The sequence below is a fragment of the Streptomyces sp. NPDC004788 genome, assembly GCF_053601115.1.
In genome coordinates this window covers 15,803-34,372 of sequence record NZ_JBSGBF010000067.1, presented here as the reverse complement: position 1 = coordinate 34,372, position 18,570 = coordinate 15,803, and the positions used below count along the sequence as shown (strand labels likewise).

Genomic DNA, 18,570 nt, shown 5'->3' with positions numbered 1-18,570 from the left:
GCCGGGCCGGGCCCGGGGCCACGCCGGGGCCACGCCGGGGCCAGGCCGGACCGGGCCAGGCCGGGCCGGACCGGACCGGGCCAGGCCGGGCCGGGGCCAGGCGTGGCCGAGTCGGGGTCAGGCCGGGCCGAGCCGGGGCCAGGCCGAAACCCGCCCCCACGCCGAACCCGGCACCCACCCGAACCCAGCCCCCAACCGAAACCCAGCCCCCCAACCGAAACCGGTACCCAACCGAAACCGGTACCCGGGCCGGACCCGCGATGCCTGTTCCCGGCCCCGGTCGCCGGACTCGAACGGCCGCCCGCGTAGGCTCTGGCGCTGTGAACGTGCTCGACGGCACGGGGTGGTCGCTGCAGGCGCTGACCGCGGGCCCGTGGATCTACGCGGCGGTGACGACGTCGATCCTGCTCGACGTCTTCCTACCCGTGCTGCCGAGCGGAATCCTGGTCGTCACGGCCGCCACGGCGGCAGCCGGAGCCTCGGCCGCCGCCCCCGTCCCGGCCCCGCTCTCCGTCCCGGTCGCGGCGAAGGCCACGGCGGTGGCCGGCGCGGCCGCCCCGTACGCACCCTCCCTCCTCGCGCTGCTGCTCTGCGCGGCCACCGCCTCGATGCTCGGTGACCTCGCCGCGTACCACCTGGCGCGGCGCGGTGGAACGCGCTTCGGCCAGGCCGTCGCCCGCTCGCGCCGCCTGACCGCCGCGCAGGAACGTCTCGGCGAGACGCTCGCCCGCGGCGGCGGCCTGCTCGTCGTCCTCGCCCGCTTCGCCCCCGCCGGCCGCTCCGTCGTCTCCCTCGGTGCGGGCGCGACCGGGCGCCGGCTGCGCGACTTCCTGCCCTGGTCGGCGCTGGCCGCGGCGATCTGGGCGAGCTACGGCGTGGGCCTGGGCTGGCTGGGCGGCCGCTGGCTGGGCGCGACCTGGCTCGGCGCCTGCGTACCGGTCCTGGCGCTGTTCCTTGCCGGCTCGCTCGCGGCCTTCGTCATACGGCGTCCGGCTGCGACTCCGGCACCTGCGGCCTGACCGACTCAGCCCCGACCGACTCGGCCCCGACCGGCTCCGACCTGACCGGCTACGACCCGACCAGCTCCGACCCGACCAGCTCGGATCCGACCCGTTACGACCTGACCGACTCCGCCCCGACCGGCTCCGATCTGGCCGGGTGAGCCCCTCGTATCCGGAGACCGGCCAGGAGCCTGGCAGTGGCGTCCGCCATCTCCTCAACGGCGCGGTCGAACACCTCGCGGTTGTGGGCGGCGGGCGCGCGGAAGCCGGAGACCTTGCGGACGTACTGCAGCGCGGCGGCACGGATGTCGTCCTCGGTGGCCTCGTGGGACAGCGCGGGCGGGCGGAGTGTCTTGATGCTTCGGCACATGCCTCCAGTGTGGCGCGCACCACTGACAACGCCAGGCCGCGTCAGTTTCCCCAGGCCCGCCGACTGCGGGCGTTGATCTCGGCGGCGCGGGCCCGGAGCTCGCGCAGGGGCGTGGCGGGCTGGACGTCGACGGGCTCGGCCTCCCACTCGTGGCCGCCGTGGACAGGGCGGATCAGGAAGCGGCCGGCGACGGTGGCGACGTAGAAGCCCACCTTCCCGGTGGCCGTGTCCCGGACGAGGTCACCGACCTCGGGCACTGGCTGCATGCATCCCTCCCGTCCAACGGTCCGTCCAACCGCCATCCGTCCGTCCATCCATCCATGCGCGGAGATCAGATAGATACACCCAGAGAATCGCCGAGACCCCCCTCTGTCAACGCATCTCTAGAGATGTCCCCCGAAGGACGGATCGGCGGCGCGGGCCCGCGCACACGTGTGCACCAGCCGCGAGAACCGGGCCTTAGGGTGTCCCGCAGACGGAAGGGAGTGGTCCACCCATGACTGACCAGACCGACCAGGACGCCGGTCGTCGGCCCAAATACCAGCGCATCGCCGACGAGTTGAGAACAGCGATCCAGTCGGGCACCTTCGCACCGGGCGACCGGCTCCCCGGCGAGAACGACCTCATGTCCACGTACGACGTGGCGCGGATGACCGCCCGTCAGGCCCTGTCCGTCCTGCGCAACGAGGGTCTGACCGAGGCCCGCAAGGGCGCCGGGGTCTTCGTCCGCTCGTTCCGCCCGCTGCGCCGCCGCGGCATCCCGCGGCTGGCCCGGGCGCACTGGGGCAGCGGCCGCTCGGTGTGGTCGGCGGACATCGAGGACCGCGCGCTCGTCGTCGACCAGATCGAGGTGACACCGGCCGCGCCGGCGGGCGCTCGGGTGGCCCGGGTGCTCGGCCTGGACTCCCCCGACGCCGCGGTCTGCGTCCGCAGCCGCCGCTTCGTGCTCGACGACCGGCCGGTGCTGCTCTCCGTCTCGTACCTGCCGGCCGACCTCACCCAGGGCACCCCCATCACCGAACCGGACACCGGCCCCGGCGGCACCTACGCCCGCCTCACCGAACTGGGCCACCGCCCGACCCGCTTCCGCGAGGAGATCCGCTGCCGGATGCCCTCGTCGGAGGAATCGACGCGGCTCGCCCTGGAGTTCGGCACGCCGGTGATCCTCATCGGCCGAACGGCGGTGACGGAGGCGGGAGTCGCGGTAGAGCTGAACGAGATGACGCTGGACGCGTCGTCGTACGTCCTGGAGTACGACTTCGACGCCTGACGGCCGCACCGCCGCCCGGTGAGCGCCGCGGCGGCGACTCTCCCCCGAATCAGGCCCTGACGCCGGTCTCGGCGCTCCCCTCGCGCTGTGAGGGGAGCCCGTACTGCTGCAGCTCGGAGTTGACCTGCCCGCCCAGGGTCATGACATTGAGCGTCGCCGAGTTCTCGCTCGCGATCGCCTTCTCGACGCGCGCGACGAGCGTCGTGAACGCGTCCCGCTCCGACTTCCCGTGGTACGGCCCCACGCGCGCGGCGAAGTACACCCGCTCATGCCCGAGCAGCTGTTCGGTCGACCGGTAGTTCTTCCACTGCTCCCGGTACCGGTACACGCTCTCCAGCGACACCGACGCGACCACGACCAGACTCAGCACGGTCGCCGTCACCCGCGCGAACCCCAGATCCAGATTCACGAGCACGGGCACCAGCGCACCCCCGACCACCGACACGGTCCGCATGCGCAGATGCATCGCCTTCATCTTGGTGGCCTTGCGGTCGTACCACGCCTGATACTGCCCGAGCCGCTCGTCGACGTACGCCTTCGGCGTCATCTCCCCGTTCTGCAACTGCACTTCGGGCCCGTCCCCCATGTTCTCCATGCGGGGAGTATGGCACTGTCAGACCCCGTCGTTACGGTGGCCGCATGGCGATGACGATCGACGACCTCCAGCAGCTCTGCGCCCTGCCCCCGCTCCGCGAGGCGGCCACGGCAATGGACGGCACGCCCGTGTACGTGGGCGAGGTCGACGGCGTCGACGCGTTCCGGCTGTGGAGCGACCTGCGCCTGCTGCACGAGCGCACAGGATGGTGGCCCGTCCTCGCCGGCGAGCCGGACGACCTGGCGAGAGTCCTGACCGGCCTGCGCCCCGCCTTCGCGCCCGAGGGCACGGCCGCCGACAACCCGGACCTCCTCTCGGCGGAGGTGACGGCCGACGCCGTACACGCCCTCGCCGCCCACATCGCTGCCGAAGTGGACCTCACCCGGGTCGGCGGCACCCACATCTCCGCGATCCGCCAATCCCGCACGACCCTCTGCCTCGTCCAGGCCCCCGCCGGCCACGACGTCCCCGCCCTCCTCAACTGGCTGGGTGCCTGCAACCACGACCTCACCGGAGCCGATCACCGGTCCGTCCTCCGGCACTTCCACGCCCACTACGGCGCCGAACTGGTCACCCTCCAAGACGACATCATCGAACTCCTCGTCCACCACCGCCCCACCACCCCGCAAGCGGTAGCGACCGCCGCCCTGGAGCACTACGCCTATTGCCCCGACATCGTCGACCAGGGCGTCGGCTCCCTGGAGGCCCTCGCCGCAGGCCAGCTACGCGCCGGCAGCTGGTACTTCTGGTGGGACTGACCGCCCCGGGATCAACGGGGCAGCAGGCATGACGAGGCCCCCGTACCGTGATCGGTCGGGGGCCTTCCGTATCGGCGGGACAGCTCCCACACCTTCGACACAGCCACTCACTCGTCGTCGCTGCGCTCCAGAACCAGGCCGACGGACCCGTCCTCCAGTCCGTTGCTGTCCTCGAGGTGGAGATGGGCCCCATCCGGAACTCCCTCACCGGCCAGCACCATCAGATGCCCTGCAAGCGTCCTGAGACCCGCGGCGTTCGCCTCGATGACGACCTCGCCCCCTAGATTTCGCACCGCGATGCGGGCATCGGCATCCCAGGTGAAGCGAAGCCCCCTGCCCTCGACGACGGCCGTGACATGAGTACTCTCGATCGGCGCTGAGCCGGTCCCGGAAGTCATAGACCTCATGATGCCGCTGCCTGAGCAGGCCCCCGGAAACCGGAAGCTCGCCCTACGCATTCAGGCACCGGCGGAAGCCGGAAATGCGCGTTCACCAAAACCCGCCCGCCAGGCATCCGCGATCTCTGTCAGAAGTGGATGTCAAAGACCCCCAGCCGTGATCGACTGGGGGCCTTTGTGCTGGTGGGCGCGGACGGTTTCGAACCGCCGACATCTGCTTTGTAAGCCTGGCACCCGCAGCCGACCCGTCATGGCAGCTCACCACCTATGTGCGCTACGACGGCCGCCACAAGCTATGGATGCCGCAGCGATTCTCCAGTAACCGTGGTTGACCGCTCGATCTGGCACGCATCTGGCACGCGTCCGCCGGCTCCCTCATCGAACGCGAGCAGCCGCACCTTCCGGCAGGTCGGTGACCCGCCGGGCGGTCACCAGGTAGCCCGAGAATCTCACGTCCGGCCTGGCCTTCGCCCACCCGTCCGCCTTCTCCACCGGTACCAGCACGGTCGTGCCAGGAACGGGGTAGTTGACCTTGTCCGTGGGACCCGGGGGTACCCCGTAACGGCAGTGCACCTCGACGATCGACACCCCTTCCACAGAGGTGGGCGCGTGCCTCCTCCTGGCCGTGATGCTCCTCGCAAAAGTCGATCTCAGCCGCACGTTCGCTACCGACGACGTCGGCGTAGTCCTCCGGATCGACCTACAGCAGGGTCCACGAGACAACATCCGCTGGCGCGAAGCTCTCTCCGCAGCACTGCATCTGCCAGTCATCGACCCAAATCGTCAGCGTCATGACGCCATTGTCCGTCGCGGGCGGCTGCTCACGGCTGCTATTAAAAGCCGTCTCGAAACGCCGACGTGCGCAGTCGGTGAGGCCAGCGGCCTCGTGGGTCTCCCGGGCGGTCACTAATCTGTTCGCGTGATCCCGAACGAAGACCGTCAGTTTCCCGCTGCGCTCGCCGCTGCCATGGCGGTCCGGCTCGACTGCATAGGCGAGGACGGCGTCGACTTCGAGCCCTACGAGTCTTTCCTGACTGCCGACGAGACAACGGATTGGCTCCGCGCATGGACGGGCAACAGCGACCTGACCGGCGATGACTTCCGCATCTTCGGCCAGGACGGCACCGGCGGGTACGCGGCCTTCTGGCTCATCCGTCCAGGCCGGGAACTGGCAGAGCAGCCCGTTGTCTTCATGGGCTCCGAAGGAGAGACCGGAGTCGTCGCCCGCGACCTGGGCACCTTCCTATGGCTGCTGGCTGACGGCTTCGGCCCGTGGGAAGCGGCCGCCTTCTACGAACCCGAGCCTGACTGGGCTCCACGGGTCAACGAGGACCTAGCGGCCATCGCGGAGCAGCACGCTCCGACCTGTCGTGCGTCGGCAGCGACGATCGTCGCGCAGGCCACACAGGAGTTCCCCGACTTCGACGACATCATCATGGGGTTGTGCCGCTGAACATTTGCAGGTGAGCTGGATTGGGCTACTACGCCTGCGGGGTCGGGTCGCAGCTCGCGAAGGTAGTAGGGGCCGTGCAGACTGCTGTCATCCACCGTCGTTGATGTCATCTGTGGATGTCGACCGCCGCCGGTCCGCGAAGGGCCGCGGAAGTCAGAAGCGTCTCCGACCGGGGGATAGTCCCTGCCGAAGAGTACGTAGACGGGGTGTTCAGGTCCCCGGCTTCCATCCACACGGAGATGTCCACGTTGTGGTTCGCGAACCGATGCAGGTACTGGACGAACAGCTCCAGCTCCTCGTCCGACAGTGGCTCGTCGAGCCGCTCGTTGTGTGCCGCCCCGCCAACTGCTCTACTGATCGACCGGGTCGGACGATACCCGGGCCGTGGCGCCATACTCGTCGCGTGCGTATAGATGGACATGCTCAGGTGGCCCTTCAATGTGGTGTCTGGGTCGGTGCGACTCTCACCGCACCCCTGCTGCTGGTGGCCGGCGGTCCGGCGTACGAACGCCTGATGCGGCATCTGCGCCGCGACGAGGGTCCGGGGCTCCTGTCGAAGGAAGAAGGTTGGGTGCACCCGGGGTACTGGGTCTTGACCAACGGTCTGGTTCGAGCCCTGACCTGGCCGACCCGGCGTGATGGGCTGTTGAGGGCAGGCCTGATGCGTTAGCCCTCTACCGGTTAATCGGGATCTCGTAAGTCAGGACCTCCTGATCCGTAGTTCTAGCGGGATCGTTCAGCGCAGGTCATACCGACCGCTGGGTGGCCGTGCGGGGGCGGTTACTAGGGTGCGGTACCTGTCTGCTGTACCGCACGATCCAAACGGGGGTGACCATGGAACGGCATGTGCTGGAATCGCTGTTGATCGGTGATGACGAGGCGTCTGCGATAGCTCTGGCCGCCCTACGCCGCGGCGCCCCCTACTCGGTGGAAGAGCGGGTACAACCCACTGGTGCGCACGCCGGAGTCTTCAGTCGCCGACTTCAGCGGATGCGGATGCGCGGATTCGAACCCCTTGGGCTGGAACGAGCAGTGCAGCTCATCAGGGAGTACGACCGGCCCGTGCGCACCGCACTGATCGATCCTGACAGTCGGACACGATTCACCCTGCTCTTCCTTACCGAGGACGGCAGCGCGCTGGTGGCCTGTGCGAGCTGGCCCCTGCCGCTAGTTGCAAGGAAGCCAGCTCCTTAGGAGAGCAGGAGGATGGCCCTGCACCTGACCTGCACAGTTGGGGCTGCACTGATCCCTTGCGCTGGCGCCGACAACACCCCTCATTCACCGTCGGTCACCGCCATATCTGGCACGGGTGTGGCACGACGGTGAAACCGCCGATGGGAGTGTCTACCAATCGCGCCACTTGTCCGTGAGCTCATATCGCCCGAGCCCGTGCCGGGCGGTCAGCGCGGCCACGTCGACGCCGTGCTCAGTCAGAGTCGTGTCGATGTAGTCGCACAGCGCCTCACGTTCGTCCGTCTCGTAGCCGCAGTGGATGTCGTCGACAGCATTCAGGGCCAGGACGACGCGCTCGACCACGGCGAAGACATTGACATCCTCTGCGCTGTCCAGCCCGGCCACGTCCGCGTCGAAGGCATCGAGGACGATATCGGTCGCCACCAGGAGCTCATCCGGGTACAAGTCGGCCATGCAAGCGCAGTCAGGATCCAGGGTGCCGGCAGCCAGTTGCTCGGCCTCACGGCCTATGCCCTCGCGCCAGCTCGTTGTCGGTCTCTCAGCCATGGCGCGGACCGTACAACGCGCCTCTGACAGCAGGTCTGCTGCGCGATCACGGCATGAGCTTGGGAATACCGATCTTCCAGCCATCTGCAGGCCGCTGACCAGCACATATGGGTGCCTGAGCAATCCCTGAGGCTCCCCGTGGCACCCACTGTTGACCGCCGTTCCCCGCCCCGTCTGGCACGCGAGTGGCACGCTGGGGCTCCTATCTCCCGCCGGAGGAGATCTGCTCGGCAAGGTTGTCGATGACCCCCGGGACGACTCGTTCGGCCCCTTCGGCTTCGAGCGCGTCCACGAGCGCCTGCCGAACCACGTCGTACGGATGCCCGGCGTAGCCGGCGCGGGTCCAACTGACGGCGCGCTCGGTCTTCCTCATGTGGACCGAGAGGATCGGCGCCGCCTTCTCGTACTCGCTCGGGTCCACAGACATACAGAGGACAGCTCCATTCGGATCGGTCGGCGGCGGCCAATCAGTGATCCACCGTGCCGCCCAGCACGAGGAACAACATGCCTGGGATTGCGAGCAGCACAATCGACCCAATGATGACCAGCAGGATGAACCCGAGAGTTCGCATGAGGCTCGTCGCCGCCTCGGCCAACGCATCCTGCATCGGATCTCGATCGGTCATGAATCCCCCTCATCCACGCTCCCTCGGCTATCGGCCGACCGGAACCTCATAGACGATCTCGCAGAGCGCTGCGGGCACGATGATGTCCGCCGTCTCCACGGGCCGCCCTTGATCGCTGTAGTACGTCCTTCGAATGTGCGTCACCAGGGCCCCTTTCTGGATGCCCAGAAGTGACGCCTCTTCGGCCGTCGCCTGCCGCGGCTCCGGCTGCTCTACGGCGTGGCTGACCGTGATGCCGATCTCCGCCATGCGGTTCACTACGCCCGCCCCCGCGTGCGGCCCACCTTCGGGAAGGACTACGAGGGTGCCGGCGGTGAGGTCGTACGGCTCCCAGCTCGTCGAGAGCTGTACGGGCCTGCCATTGGCGAGGAACTCGTACACCGTGCGGACGCACAAGTCACCCTCGGCGATACCGAGCCGCGTCGCGATCTCCGCCGGCGCCGGAACCTTGGCCTCGGTCCGGCTCTCCCAATCCCCCTGCTTGCCCAGGGCCTTCATGTCGGCGCGGAACGGCGAACCGCCACCCTGCTCGCGCGCCGAGGAGCGGACCACGCGAACGCGCTGACGCGGCTCCGCAACGTACGTGCCAGAACCTGCGCGCCCCTCCAGGACCCCTTGGGAGATCAGCAGCTCCTGCGCCCGACGGACAACGTTCTCGCCGACACCGCACTCCTGGCCGATTTGGGCACGCGAGGGGAGCCGATCTCCGGGCGTCCACTCCTGTTCCGCAATCCGCCGCCGGAGTTCGTCGGCGATGCGGAGGTAAGGCGGCTGCTCAGGCATATGGAAAATCTAGTCCACTAGCTCTAATCTAGTTAACTAGCTTCACGCAACGTGATCCCTTGGCGACGGAGGCTCTCCTGTGCCCGCTTCACAAGCAAGCGCGGAGGACATCGCCGCCCGGTTGTCCGCCCTCGGACTCACCACGCGCGTGGAGGAGCACGCCCGTCACACGTCGATCGAAGCGGAGGTACCGGAATCGCTCCCCGTCGAGACATGGCGGGAGGCACTGGAAGTGGTGGCCGAGGCCGATCGATTCGGGCTCCTGGCCAGCAGCTTGAACGGCCGCACCCTGTGGGCCGCCGTACGCAGAACGGTCCCCGCGACGGGCGATGTCCGGGGACCTGGCCATCAGCGATAGGAGCTGATCAGCGTGTTCAACCGTATCCGCCGCGCCGTATCGCGTACCAGAGCGCGGCATATCACGAAGAGCCGGCGCGCTATGTGCCCCGTAACTCCCGCTCGACCGACGGTCGTTCATTTCGGGCGGGCGATCCAGCGGCTCGGCTCAGCCAGTTGGGACGTCCTCGCGGGGGAGGAGACCGCACTCGTCCGACCGTACGTGTTGGCCTCCGAGGAACGAGCGCGGCGCACGACGACAAGCACATCCATGGCAGTAGGCATCGGCTGCTGGGCGCCGAGGGAGGTCACCCCGTGACGCCCCGAATCCGTCGTGCGCGAGTGTCGTACGACCGCGTCCCCGCTCCGTACCGCTCCAACTCGTGCCGCATCGGCTCCCACCACGAGTGCGAGCACGCCGGCCTGGCCGTGGCGCCCGCAGACGTCCCGGTGGTCTACGAGACCTGCACCTGCCCCTGCCACCGCGCGACTTCGTCGGTGGGCGGTGCCCGATGAGCACCTGGGTACCCAGCGGCGTCATGGCCTCGACCATCGAGGTCACGGCCGCCACCGTCCGGCGCGGCGACGTCATCCAGATAGGCGGCCAGCCGTGCCGCGTCGCCGACCTCTTTTGCCTGCCTGGCGGGGCCAAGCGACTCATCTTCGAATCGGGCGAGCTGCTGACCATGCACACCCGAAGCCGGCTCATCGCCCTGCGGATGCAGAGGGTTGGTGATCAGCTCCGTGGCTTCTCGCCGTCACGTCATCGCGGATGACCTCAGGACCCAGATCTCGACCGGCCGCATCAAGGCCGGCGAACGCCTCCCCTCCGAAGCCCAGCTCGCGGCCCGCTACACGGTCAGCACGCCGACTCTGCGGAGCGCCCTCGCGCTGCTCCAGGCCGAAGGGGTCGTCGAGAAGGTGCACGGCAAGGGCAACTTCGTCCGCCACCCCCTCCGCAGGATCACGTACGTGGGCGGCGCTCTGACACCGGCGAATACGGCTCTGCGCGTCAGCATCCGCACCACGAAGGTCCGGGCGAGCGGCCACCTGGCCGGCCTGCTGGGGGTGCCGGCGGGCAGTCCCTTGACCGAATTCGTCTGCGTGAGCCACGACGGGATGTCGCCGCACGGCCTGGCCCACATCTACGTCCCTCGGGACCTCGCACCGACTGAAATACCCGGTGAGCCGTCGTGGCCTGAGGGGGCGGGGTCGCTGTTGGCCGAGCCGCGCCCGCCGCTGGCTGAGATCCAGGAGAGCGTCTGCGCCCGCCTCCCCACCCCGAAGGAAGCGGCGACCCTCCGAATCAGCTCAACCCTCGCCGTACTCGCGATCACCCGCGTGGCAGCTGACACCACCGGCCGCGTCATCGAGGCCGCACTCCTGGTCCTCCCTGGCGACCGCGCTGAAGCCGTCTTCACCACCCACCACACGACCAAGGAAAGGAGGGCGGAAGGATGATGCGCCACAACGAGCTCCGGCTCCTCCCGTGGTCCAGCCCGGACGGCAAGCCCTGCTTCCTGAGCACCGACGACACCGGCGGTCCTCTGTCCCGCCTGGCCGACCACGCCGAGGCCACCCAACTCCACGCCGCAGTCGAGCTCCTGGAGTACGCCGCTGAGGCACTCGCCAACGTGGAGTCAGATCCGGAAGAACTCCGACTCCTGGCGACGGACCTCACGACCTCCTTGCGAGAGGTGCTCCGCGTAGCGACTAGCCGCGGCCGCCGCCTCCCGGCGCCGGATCACTCCCCGGGTGGAGGAGACGACGCGACCCCCCGCCTGCCAGCCTCCGCCTTCGGATAGCGAGAGCGCACACGCCACAGACACCAAAGCCCCGGGCCAAGCCCGGGGCTTCTCTGTACACGGCTCCGGAGGGTCCGTGTACCTGGCATGTCTCCGCTGATCAAGACCTCGCGGCGTGCCCATGGTGGGGCCTCTGTCCATATATGGGCCGCGGCACCAGTGAGACAGGAGGGGACTTGCGTCGTTTCGCCGGATGCGAAAGGAGCGCTGAGGCATCCTGTCCGCTAGCGAGCCAAACTGACGCACACCGAGGTCTTCACGCCTGAGCACGTGCTCCACCCGGGACTGGAGGCATGAACGCCATTGCCGAACTGGGCAAGTGTCTGGGATGCGAGGTGGAACGCGAACGGAGTACTGGATACAGAAGCGCGGCGTGGATTGCCGTGAGACGCCACCAACCATAGCGGAATACCTCTGATGATATTCGAGACAAAAGCGGAGGTGAGTTCCGGAATGACTAACACGAAAGTGCGACGGTTTCCGCGGCACGCAAAGCGCCAACTTGTGAGTGAGGTCTAGTGATTCGCACGATTTCCGATCTTCTTTCGGGAATTATTCGAGACGAGCTGCCTAAACTCGATAATTCCTTCATAAAGCATGCTCCGACAATTGGAGACATGTACGAGGGATTGTCTTCCGACATACTGAATCGCGCCCTTCCGGATGGATTGGGGCTGCGGGTGGTATCCGGTTTTGCTCGCGATGGCCGCGGGCGCCTGTCCGGTCAACTTGATTGCATGGTGGTGCGGGGGGAGGGAGAGAAGCTTCCGTATACCGATTCATACGTATGGCACGTCAAAGACATCATTGCCGTCATCGAAGTCAAGAAGAATCTCCACTCGGCGGAGCTTCGCGATGCCTTCGCTCAACTCAATACGGTAAGCGAAATCGAGCATGCCTATTATCAAGGCGAAGACGAGGAGCCGGACGACCCTCATCGGAGTATGGCTCCGTCGGTTAGAACGTTTGCAGAGATGACCGGGAGGATGGCCTGGGATGGGGAGGGGCGTGTCGCCCTCCCGTACGAAGAGGAGGCCCTACTTCAAACGCTTCTCCTGGAGCAGGTTTCTGCGATTCGAGTCATTCTTGGGATGCACGGATTCAAGAGTGAGCGGGCGTTCCGATCGTCAATGGTGGACTACCTTCAGCAGAACGTTGGGAATAGCGGATTTGGTCCGGCGAATTTCCCTCAATTGATCATTTCGGGTGGATACTCTCTCGTGAAGGCCAATGGGCGCCCGTTCATGGCGCCTCTGATCGATGGGTGGTGGCCGTTTTATTTTTCGACACCAGAAAACCCGCTGAGAATGCTGCTGGAGTTCATTTGGACGCGACTGGATGAGATGTATGGACTTGGTGGGGAAGTCTGGGGAGAGGATCTTGAGACTGAGGTCGCCAGGACTCTGCTGAGCTTTCGTGCTGGCCGCGTCGACGGAAGAGGCGGCTGGCAAGTTCGAACGCACGATTTTGACAATGAAGCCCTTAATGCGGCTCCAGTGACGGAACAGTGGAGTCCGGAGTTCATTGGAGAGGAGGAATTCATCCTACTCACGCGACTGTGTCAAGGGAAAGAAGTCCGTTGCGATGACCGCGAGATGATGTCCTGGCTAAAGTCGCGCGGCGTGGAATTCAACGACGTGCGCGACCGCCTGCTGGAAACGCGCCTTGTCGCCTCATCTGGGCAGAACCTGAAGCTCATCGCGAAGGAATGCCAGTTGGCAATTCTCCCGACGGGTGAATACGTCGCTGCAGAAAATAGCACTGGCCGCTTGGATCGTTGGCTCTTTCGTCGGATTGAGCGCGAACGCGCTTCGGATGAGGGCTGACGTGAATGATTCCGGGATGCACGGCATTACCAGACCATCCCTGTGACTGCCAAACAAACGGCTCCACACCACCCGATCAAGTTCAGTAGTGCAGCGGTGGTGAGTCGACACAGGCAACCGTGCGGTTCAGCGGCTGTCGGGTGGATGACGTACCAGGTCGGTGGAGCGGCTTTGGGCTGGAGCTGCTTTGGCGCGAGTGATCATGGCCCCGTAAGCTTCCGGCGCGTCGGGCAGTCTGTGGACCTGCCCGGTAAAGCACGACGTTGGGGCCATGATCTGCGAGGCTCGCGCCAAAGTGGCTGCCTAAAGCCGTGGAGCCGACCGCCCCAGCCACAGAGGGTTTCGCCACCCATCAACCGGAGCTGTCAGGCGTGCGGCCGGCGGTCGGGCTGGAGCGGGGCGGAGACAGGAGCGCAGGCCCGGGCGACGGGCCGCGCGCGCCGCGCTGGGCGCGGCGGGTGCCTTGATGAAGTAGAGAAAGTCTTACCGCGCTGGCCTCAGAGGGCGATCGGCTTGTAGGACAGGGCCCTGTCTACGGCCTTCTCGGCGGTCAGCTCCGGGTCGAAGTCCCAGAAGATGTAGTTGCTGATGTGTGGGCAGGCCAGGCCCCGTTCGAGGGCTGCCAGGATCTCGGAGGACTCGTCCTCGGGTGTCTCTCCGCTCATGAGGCGCTGGACGAGGGGGTTCGCTTCTTCGCGGGACATCCGCCATGCCTGCTGCATGCTCATTGCTGCGCGATCAGTCGGCGGCCGTCGTGGCTCCGTACGTGGGGGCCATTCCCGTCGAGCGCGTCCAGCAGTCGGATCGCGTAGACCTCGGCCATGCGCTCTTCGACCTCGGCCGGCGTGAGCCAGTCGACTGCGATGGACTCGTCGGAGGTTCGCTCGGTGCCGCCTGACGGCTTGCAGCGGAAGACCAGGGCGACGATGCCTCGCGTCGTGTTCTTGTAGACCCCGGTCAGCTCGTCGACGTCGACGTGGATGCCGGTCTCCTCCAGGACCTCGCGGGCGACGCCTGCTTCCGGTGCCTCGGTAAGTTCGAGGACTCCGCCCGGGAGCTCCCACGTGCCGTTGTCCGCTCGGCGGATGGCCAGGAGACGCCCGTCTTCGCGCACCACAGCCCCGGCTACGGACACCGAGTGGAGTGGCGTTGACTTTGTTCCCGCGCTCCCACTACTCATGTACAGGAGCATATGAGAGTGGGTAGGACTGTGGGAACTCCAGCAGGAGCTGGCAGGGCCGTACCTCGGTACGTGCAGATCGCGGACGACATCGTCCAGCAGATCCGGTCCGGGGTACTGAAGCCCGGCGACATGGTGCCCAGCGAGTCCGAGCTCGTCGAGCGGTACGGGGTCGCCGGCGGGACCATCCGTAAGGCCATGGTCGAGGTACGGGCCAGTGGGCTCGTCGAGACCCGACACGGCAAGGGCTCGACCGTGAAGGACCGGCCGCCCGTACGGCTCCGCTCCTCCGACCGATTCCGCGCCTCGCACCGCCGCGGCGGCAAGGCGGCCTACCTCGCAGAGTCCGAGCAGTCCGGCGCCACGGCCAAGGTGAGCGTCCTCTACATCGGGCCCATGGAGGCGCCGGCGGACATCGCCGAACGGCTCGGTGTCGACGCGGGGACCCAGGTGCTCGCGCGGCGACGTCTGTACTTCCGGAACGGGACGCCCGTCGAGACCGCCTCGTCGTACCTGCCGTGGGACGTGGTGAAGGACATCCCCGAGCTGTTCGCCGATAACCCGGGCCCCGGTGGCATCTACGCCCGGCTGGAAGACCACGGGCACACCTTCGCGGAGTTCGTGGAGACGCTTCAGGCTCGGCCGGCCGCGAAGGCGGAGGCGTCGGAGCTGGCACTGAGCGCCGGGGCGCCCATCATCCACCTGCTGCGAGATGCGGTGACGAAGAAGGGGCGGGTCGTGGAGGTCTGCGACACGCTCATGGCTGCTGACCAGTTCGTCTTCCAGTACCGGATCCCCGCGACCGACTGACGCACACTCAACTTCCCTCAACCCGCTGCGGATTCTTTCCGTGGCGGTTGACTCATGTACAGGAGTGGTGCACTCTTCTTCATGTCACTCCTATACAGGAGTGAATGAGTCCAGCCTCTATAGAGGAGTGATCCACTGTGCGTCAGATCCCCGTCGACACGTCCGCCGCGATGGTGATGGTGGCCCAGCCCCCGGCCCCGAAGATCGCGAACCGCCAGACCGGTGAGATCGCCACCGACCGCGACACCGGTGCCCCGCTCATGACGGTCGACGTCATGTTCGTCATGGACGGCAACGCCGAGATCCTGAACCTGACGGTGCCGAAGACCGGCATCTCCGAGGAGCTCGCCATGGGCACCCCGGTCGCCCTCACTGGCGTCGTCGCCCGGCCGTGGGAGAACGAGTTCAACGGCCAGAAGCGCCACGGCATCAGCTTCCGCGCCGTCGCCGTCACCTCGCTCGCGCCCGCGAAGGTCGGCTGACCTATGACCGGATTAACGGTCACGCTCGCCCTGGTCGCCACGGCCGCGCTGCTGCTCCGGTGGCAGCGACCGGCCTGGTACTGGATGAGCTTCGGCGTCGTCTTCGCCATCGTGCGGATCCTCGCCCGGTACGCGTCGGTCATGGACGCGTGCGGGCTGACCCTCCCGCCCTCGCGCTGGCGCCTGGCGCTGGCCCGGATGACCGGCCGGCCCATCCCCGAGTCGCGGGCGCCCCGGATCCTGCGGCTGCGGCCGACGCGTACGGGACTGGTTCTGCGGGTGAAGCTGCGGCCCGGTCAGGACGCGTTCGACTTCTCGGCCGCGTCGGACCGGCTCCGGCACTCGTTCGTCATGCAGAACGTCACCGCACGGGAGATCCGCTCGGGCGTGGTCGAACTGCGGATGACCGGCTACGACGTCCTCAAGCGGGTGCAGATGCCCGCGGCCGCCCGTGGCGGAGTGATGCGGGTTCCGGTCGCCATGCGGGAAGACGGAGAGGTCTATTGCCGCGACTACCGGCAGACTCCGCATGCGCTGAACATCGGCGCCACCCAGTCCGGCAAGTCCGTCTATCAGCGCAATCTCGTCGCCGCGCTCGCCGCACTGGACGTCGCCCTCGTCGGGATCGACTGCAAGCAGGGAGTTGAACTCGCTCCGCTTGCACGGCGGTTCACCGCCTTGGCCGACAACCCCAATGCCGCCGCCGACCTCCTCGACGCGCTCGTCGAGCACATGGAAGAGGTCTATCAACTGATCCGCCGCGAGCAGAGGTTGAGCGCGGACCTGCCGGACGCGGAGATCACCTCCGACATCTGGGACCTGCCCGAACACCTGCGACCGACCCCGATCGTGCTCCTGGTCGACGAGGTCGCCGAACTCGCCCTCTATGCCACGAAGGAGGAAGAGAAGCGCCGCGACCGGATCATCACCGCCCTGGTCCGGCTCGCACAGCTCGGCCGCGCCGCCGGCATCTACCTGGAAATCTGCGGGCAGCGCTTCGGCTCCGAGCTCGGCAAGGGCATCACCATGCTCCGCGCCCAGCTCACCGGCCGCACCGCTCACCGCGTCAATGACGAGACCAGCGCCAACATGGCCTTCGGCGACATCGCCCCGGACGCCGTGCTCGCCACGATCCAGATCCGCACCGACCGCCCCGGCACTGCCGTCGCCGGCGACTCTTCCGGTGGTTGGGTCCGCATCCGGACTCCCCACCTCACGCTCCGGCGGGCCGTGAACATCGCGAACTCCCACGCCCACCGCACGCCGGAGATCCCCGCGCTGGACGCCTTCCGGCCCGTCCTGCCGCCTCTGGGCAAAGCCGCGGCGCCCTCGCCCGTCACGGCTCCGGCGATCGCCTGACTCCCCCCGCTCCACGGCGGCGTGACCGCCTCACGCCAAGTCCCTACCCCGCCCATGCCCAAAACCGGAAGGAGGACCCGCGATGCGTCCCATGCGACGACCGGACGCAGTCCTCGTACAAGCCGTAATCGCTGGCGCCCTGTCCTTCGCCCACCTTCACGACCTGGCTGCGGCTGCCGGACAGGCCGGTTGGAAGGCGTGGGCCTACCCGGTCTCCGTGGACCTCCTGCTCGTCGCCGCATGGCACCGGCTGCGGACCTCGCGGGCCGCCGGTGTGCCCGCCCGCTCGGCCTGGACCTGGTTCACCGTCGCCCTGGCCGCGTCACTCGGTGCGAACGTCGCCACCGCCGGCCTCCTCGACCTCGGCCACGTACCCGCCTGGCTGCGCATCCTCGTCGCAGGCTGGCCCGCCCTCGCGTTCCTCGGCGGCACCCTCCTCGTCCACTCCCCCAGCCCTGCGCTGGTGTCGGTGTCGGAAGGGGCGGCACCCGCAGCATCGGAGGTCACTGAACAGGGCGCGCAGGCGGAGCCTGCGACCGAGCCTGACCCGGCGGAAGCACTGCCCGCCATCGAAACCGTCCCCGCGCCTGCACCGACGGTGCCCGTACCAGCCGCGCTGGTCGCTCACGCCCGGAAGGTCGCAGACGACCACCACGCCCGCACCGGCGCCCGGATCGACACCGGCACCCTGCGCGCTCGCCTCGGCGTCCCTGCCCCATTGGCCGACGCCATCGCCGCCCAACTCGTCTGAGAAGGAGATCGACCATGCGCGATTCGACCCGGCACGCCTTGGAGCGCGCCGCCGAGCTGACCCGAAAGAACCGCCTGGTGGAGGCCATGGCCACCGCCGAGCCGGTGATCACCGCCGCCGACGAGTTCGAGTCGGCCGAGATCCGTCAGTGGCTCATCGACCACGCCGACGACTTCACCGGGGAGAGCTGAGCGATGGCCGCTCGTGACCACTTCCACTCCGTGATGCGGATCGGTCCGGTGCAGATCGGCACCCACCGCGACCGCCACGGCCGCACCAAGTACGCCGCCGTGTGCACGTCCGACGGCTGCGGCTGGTCCGCCGACTACTCCAGCTCCTCGGCCGCCCAGCTCGCCGCCCGCACCCACCGCTGCAAGCCCCGCTGACCGCGAAGACCTCGAAGACCACGAAGGAGCTCTGCGTCATGGAAGTCCCGCTCTGGCTCGCCCTGATCGTCGTCGGCGGCCTCGGCATCAAGCTCATCCGCCCGCCCTGGTGGCTCGTCGCCGTGATCCTCCTCGGCGGCTACCTCCTCGCCGACAGCGTCCTCGCCCCACTCATCGACAGCACGATCAACAAGTAGGGAGAACCGTCATGTTCCGGCCGCGCATCCCGGTCAACCCGCTCCCGACCGGCATCGTCACCCCGCTCGTCCAGCCGACCGCCACCGGCGACATCGAGCCCCACCACACCACCCACGCCGCGGTCTGCAACCACCACCACGCCCCGGCCCCTGCTCCGGTCCCGGCGCAGTCCTACGCCATGCGTCTCACTCCGGCCGGCCTGGCTGTGGCCGTCGCCGGTGGCGCCGGAGCCGTCCTCGTCGTCGGCGCGGTCCTGGTCTCCATGCTGCTCGCCGTCGCCGTCACCGCCGCTTCCGTCGCCGTCTGCGCCGTCGTCCTGCGCTCGCTCCTCAACGGCCAGCAGCGGCACCGCTAGTCGGCCCCCGGGCGGCTCAACCGCCAAGTCTCCGCCGCCCGGAAGCCCCGCTCCTGCCCAGTTCGCAGAACCAGAAGGAACCGCCCCA

The 18,570-nt window shown here is 67.8% G+C and carries 29 protein-coding genes and 1 pseudogene; 19 read left to right on the top strand and 11 right to left on the bottom strand.

Annotated features, from left to right (window positions below):
* Window positions 1-320: 320 nt before the first annotated feature.
* Window positions 321-1,019, top strand: coding sequence for a DedA family protein (locus ACWEJX_RS25975; RefSeq protein WP_451609812.1), 699 nt, complete (start codon window positions 321-323; stop codon window positions 1,017-1,019).
* A 94-nt stretch (window positions 1,020-1,113) separates the two neighbouring features.
* On the opposite strand, the gene ACWEJX_RS25970 is transcribed toward ACWEJX_RS25975, so the two are convergent.
* Together ACWEJX_RS25970 and ACWEJX_RS25965 are read right to left on the bottom strand one after the other, a co-directional pair.
* Complete coding sequence (locus tag ACWEJX_RS25970; protein ID WP_451609811.1) at window positions 1,114-1,371, bottom strand: DUF2277 domain-containing protein; 258 nt, start codon at window positions 1,369-1,371, stop codon at window positions 1,114-1,116.
* A gap of 41 nt (window positions 1,372-1,412) precedes the next feature.
* Entirely contained in the window at window positions 1,413-1,637 is a 225-nt protein-coding gene (locus tag ACWEJX_RS25965; RefSeq protein WP_451609810.1) for a hypothetical protein, read from the bottom strand.
* A gap of 230 nt (window positions 1,638-1,867) precedes the next feature.
* On the opposite strand from ACWEJX_RS25965, the gene ACWEJX_RS25960 reads away from it, so the two are divergent.
* Complete coding sequence (locus ACWEJX_RS25960; protein WP_451609809.1) at window positions 1,868-2,641, top strand: GntR family transcriptional regulator; 774 nt, start codon at window positions 1,868-1,870, stop codon at window positions 2,639-2,641.
* 49 nt (window positions 2,642-2,690) lie between these two features.
* Here ACWEJX_RS25960 and ACWEJX_RS25955 read toward each other — a convergent pair whose 3' ends face one another.
* Window positions 2,691-3,236, bottom strand: coding sequence for a DUF4231 domain-containing protein (locus ACWEJX_RS25955; protein ID WP_451609808.1), 546 nt, complete (start codon window positions 3,234-3,236; stop codon window positions 2,691-2,693).
* Between the two features lie 44 nt (window positions 3,237-3,280).
* On the opposite strand from ACWEJX_RS25955, the gene ACWEJX_RS25950 reads away from it, so the two are divergent.
* Window positions 3,281-3,994, top strand: a complete 714-nt coding sequence (locus ACWEJX_RS25950) for a DUF4253 domain-containing protein (protein WP_451609807.1) — start codon at window positions 3,281-3,283, stop codon at window positions 3,992-3,994.
* Between the two features lie 107 nt (window positions 3,995-4,101).
* Here the strand turns inward: ACWEJX_RS25950 and ACWEJX_RS25945 are convergent, their stop codons facing one another.
* Window positions 4,102-4,392, bottom strand: coding sequence for an Imm32 family immunity protein (locus ACWEJX_RS25945; protein WP_451609806.1), 291 nt, complete (start codon window positions 4,390-4,392; stop codon window positions 4,102-4,104).
* A gap of 375 nt (window positions 4,393-4,767) precedes the next feature.
* Window positions 4,768-5,185 (bottom strand): annotated as a pseudogene (locus ACWEJX_RS25940) (DUF6578 domain-containing protein).
* 126 nt (window positions 5,186-5,311) lie between these two features.
* On the opposite strand from ACWEJX_RS25940, the gene ACWEJX_RS25935 reads away from it, so the two are divergent.
* Window positions 5,312-5,845 (top strand): SMI1/KNR4 family protein, encoded by a 534-nt coding sequence (locus tag ACWEJX_RS25935; protein WP_451609805.1) that lies wholly within the window; start codon window positions 5,312-5,314, stop codon window positions 5,843-5,845.
* 834 nt (window positions 5,846-6,679) lie between these two features.
* Window positions 6,680-7,039: a hypothetical protein gene (locus tag ACWEJX_RS25930; protein WP_451609823.1), complete on the top strand. Its 360-nt coding sequence runs from the start codon at window positions 6,680-6,682 to the stop codon at window positions 7,037-7,039.
* Window positions 7,040-7,189: 150 nt separating this feature from the next.
* On the opposite strand, the gene ACWEJX_RS25925 is transcribed toward ACWEJX_RS25930, so the two are convergent.
* The 4 genes from ACWEJX_RS25925 to ACWEJX_RS25910 all read right to left on the bottom strand — a co-directional run bounded on the left by ACWEJX_RS25925 (window position 7,190) and on the right by ACWEJX_RS25910 (window position 8,994).
* Entirely contained in the window at window positions 7,190-7,585 is a 396-nt protein-coding gene (locus tag ACWEJX_RS25925) for a hypothetical protein (protein WP_451609804.1), read from the bottom strand.
* Window positions 7,586-7,787: 202 nt separating this feature from the next.
* Window positions 7,788-8,012, bottom strand: coding sequence for a hypothetical protein (locus tag ACWEJX_RS25920; RefSeq protein ID WP_451609803.1), 225 nt, complete (start codon window positions 8,010-8,012; stop codon window positions 7,788-7,790).
* A gap of 40 nt (window positions 8,013-8,052) precedes the next feature.
* A complete protein-coding gene (locus ACWEJX_RS25915; RefSeq protein WP_451609802.1) occupies window positions 8,053-8,211 on the bottom strand; it encodes a hypothetical protein in 159 nt (52 codons plus the stop codon).
* Between the two features lie 27 nt (window positions 8,212-8,238).
* On the bottom strand, window positions 8,239-8,994 hold the full coding sequence (locus ACWEJX_RS25910; protein ID WP_451609801.1) for a GntR family transcriptional regulator: 756 nt from the start codon (window positions 8,992-8,994) through the stop codon (window positions 8,239-8,241).
* Window positions 8,995-9,073: 79 nt separating this feature from the next.
* On the opposite strand from ACWEJX_RS25910, the gene ACWEJX_RS25905 reads away from it, so the two are divergent.
* The 6 genes from ACWEJX_RS25905 (at window position 9,074) to ACWEJX_RS25880 (ending at window position 12,961) form a co-directional block, all read left to right on the top strand.
* Window positions 9,074-9,352, top strand: coding sequence for a hypothetical protein (locus ACWEJX_RS25905; protein ID WP_451609800.1), 279 nt, complete (start codon window positions 9,074-9,076; stop codon window positions 9,350-9,352).
* A gap of 293 nt (window positions 9,353-9,645) precedes the next feature.
* Window positions 9,646-9,846: a hypothetical protein gene (locus ACWEJX_RS25900; RefSeq protein ID WP_451609799.1), complete on the top strand. Its 201-nt coding sequence runs from the start codon at window positions 9,646-9,648 to the stop codon at window positions 9,844-9,846.
* Window positions 9,843-10,106: a hypothetical protein gene (locus tag ACWEJX_RS25895; RefSeq protein ID WP_451609798.1), complete on the top strand. Its 264-nt coding sequence runs from the start codon at window positions 9,843-9,845 to the stop codon at window positions 10,104-10,106. The genes ACWEJX_RS25900 and ACWEJX_RS25895 overlap by 4 nt, the downstream gene beginning before the upstream one ends.
* On the top strand, window positions 10,075-10,791 hold the full coding sequence (locus tag ACWEJX_RS25890) for a GntR family transcriptional regulator (RefSeq protein WP_451609797.1): 717 nt from the start codon (window positions 10,075-10,077) through the stop codon (window positions 10,789-10,791). Before ACWEJX_RS25895 ends, ACWEJX_RS25890 begins: the two co-directional genes overlap by 32 nt.
* Window positions 10,788-11,135: a hypothetical protein gene (locus ACWEJX_RS25885; protein ID WP_451609796.1), complete on the top strand. Its 348-nt coding sequence runs from the start codon at window positions 10,788-10,790 to the stop codon at window positions 11,133-11,135. The genes ACWEJX_RS25890 and ACWEJX_RS25885 overlap by 4 nt, the downstream gene beginning before the upstream one ends.
* Before the next feature lie 518 nt (window positions 11,136-11,653).
* The gene (locus ACWEJX_RS25880; RefSeq protein ID WP_451609795.1) at window positions 11,654-12,961 is read left to right on the top strand and encodes a DUF6602 domain-containing protein; all 1,308 of its coding nucleotides are present in this window, start codon (window positions 11,654-11,656) and stop codon (window positions 12,959-12,961) included.
* A 497-nt stretch (window positions 12,962-13,458) separates the two neighbouring features.
* On the opposite strand, the gene ACWEJX_RS25875 is transcribed toward ACWEJX_RS25880, so the two are convergent.
* Window positions 13,459-13,689, bottom strand: a complete 231-nt coding sequence (locus tag ACWEJX_RS25875) for an e9imm peptide (RefSeq protein WP_451609794.1) — start codon at window positions 13,687-13,689, stop codon at window positions 13,459-13,461.
* Window positions 13,686-14,153, bottom strand: a complete 468-nt coding sequence (locus ACWEJX_RS25870; RefSeq protein WP_451609793.1) for an NUDIX hydrolase — start codon at window positions 14,151-14,153, stop codon at window positions 13,686-13,688. The genes ACWEJX_RS25875 and ACWEJX_RS25870 overlap by 4 nt, the downstream gene beginning before the upstream one ends.
* On the opposite strand from ACWEJX_RS25870, the gene ACWEJX_RS25865 reads away from it, so the two are divergent.
* From ACWEJX_RS25865 to ACWEJX_RS25830, 8 genes are all read left to right on the top strand, one after another.
* Window positions 14,154-14,951 (top strand): GntR family transcriptional regulator, encoded by a 798-nt coding sequence (locus tag ACWEJX_RS25865; RefSeq protein WP_451609792.1) that lies wholly within the window; start codon window positions 14,154-14,156, stop codon window positions 14,949-14,951.
* A 137-nt stretch (window positions 14,952-15,088) separates the two neighbouring features.
* Complete coding sequence (locus ACWEJX_RS25860; protein WP_451609791.1) at window positions 15,089-15,433, top strand: SCO3933 family regulatory protein; 345 nt, start codon at window positions 15,089-15,091, stop codon at window positions 15,431-15,433.
* A 3-nt stretch (window positions 15,434-15,436) separates the two neighbouring features.
* Window positions 15,437-16,792 (top strand): FtsK/SpoIIIE domain-containing protein, encoded by a 1,356-nt coding sequence (locus tag ACWEJX_RS25855; protein WP_451609790.1) that lies wholly within the window; start codon window positions 15,437-15,439, stop codon window positions 16,790-16,792.
* An 82-nt stretch (window positions 16,793-16,874) separates the two neighbouring features.
* Window positions 16,875-17,543 (top strand): DUF2637 domain-containing protein, encoded by a 669-nt coding sequence (locus ACWEJX_RS25850; RefSeq protein WP_451609789.1) that lies wholly within the window; start codon window positions 16,875-16,877, stop codon window positions 17,541-17,543.
* A 14-nt stretch (window positions 17,544-17,557) separates the two neighbouring features.
* Window positions 17,558-17,734, top strand: coding sequence for a hypothetical protein (locus tag ACWEJX_RS25845; RefSeq protein ID WP_451609788.1), 177 nt, complete (start codon window positions 17,558-17,560; stop codon window positions 17,732-17,734).
* A gap of 3 nt (window positions 17,735-17,737) precedes the next feature.
* On the top strand, window positions 17,738-17,929 hold the full coding sequence (locus ACWEJX_RS25840) for a mobile element transfer protein (protein WP_451609787.1): 192 nt from the start codon (window positions 17,738-17,740) through the stop codon (window positions 17,927-17,929).
* A 38-nt stretch (window positions 17,930-17,967) separates the two neighbouring features.
* Window positions 17,968-18,126, top strand: coding sequence for a hypothetical protein (locus ACWEJX_RS25835; protein WP_389343805.1), 159 nt, complete (start codon window positions 17,968-17,970; stop codon window positions 18,124-18,126).
* Between the two features lie 11 nt (window positions 18,127-18,137).
* Window positions 18,138-18,482: a SpdD-like protein gene (locus ACWEJX_RS25830; protein WP_451609786.1), complete on the top strand. Its 345-nt coding sequence runs from the start codon at window positions 18,138-18,140 to the stop codon at window positions 18,480-18,482.
* Window positions 18,483-18,570: the final 88 nt, after the last annotated feature.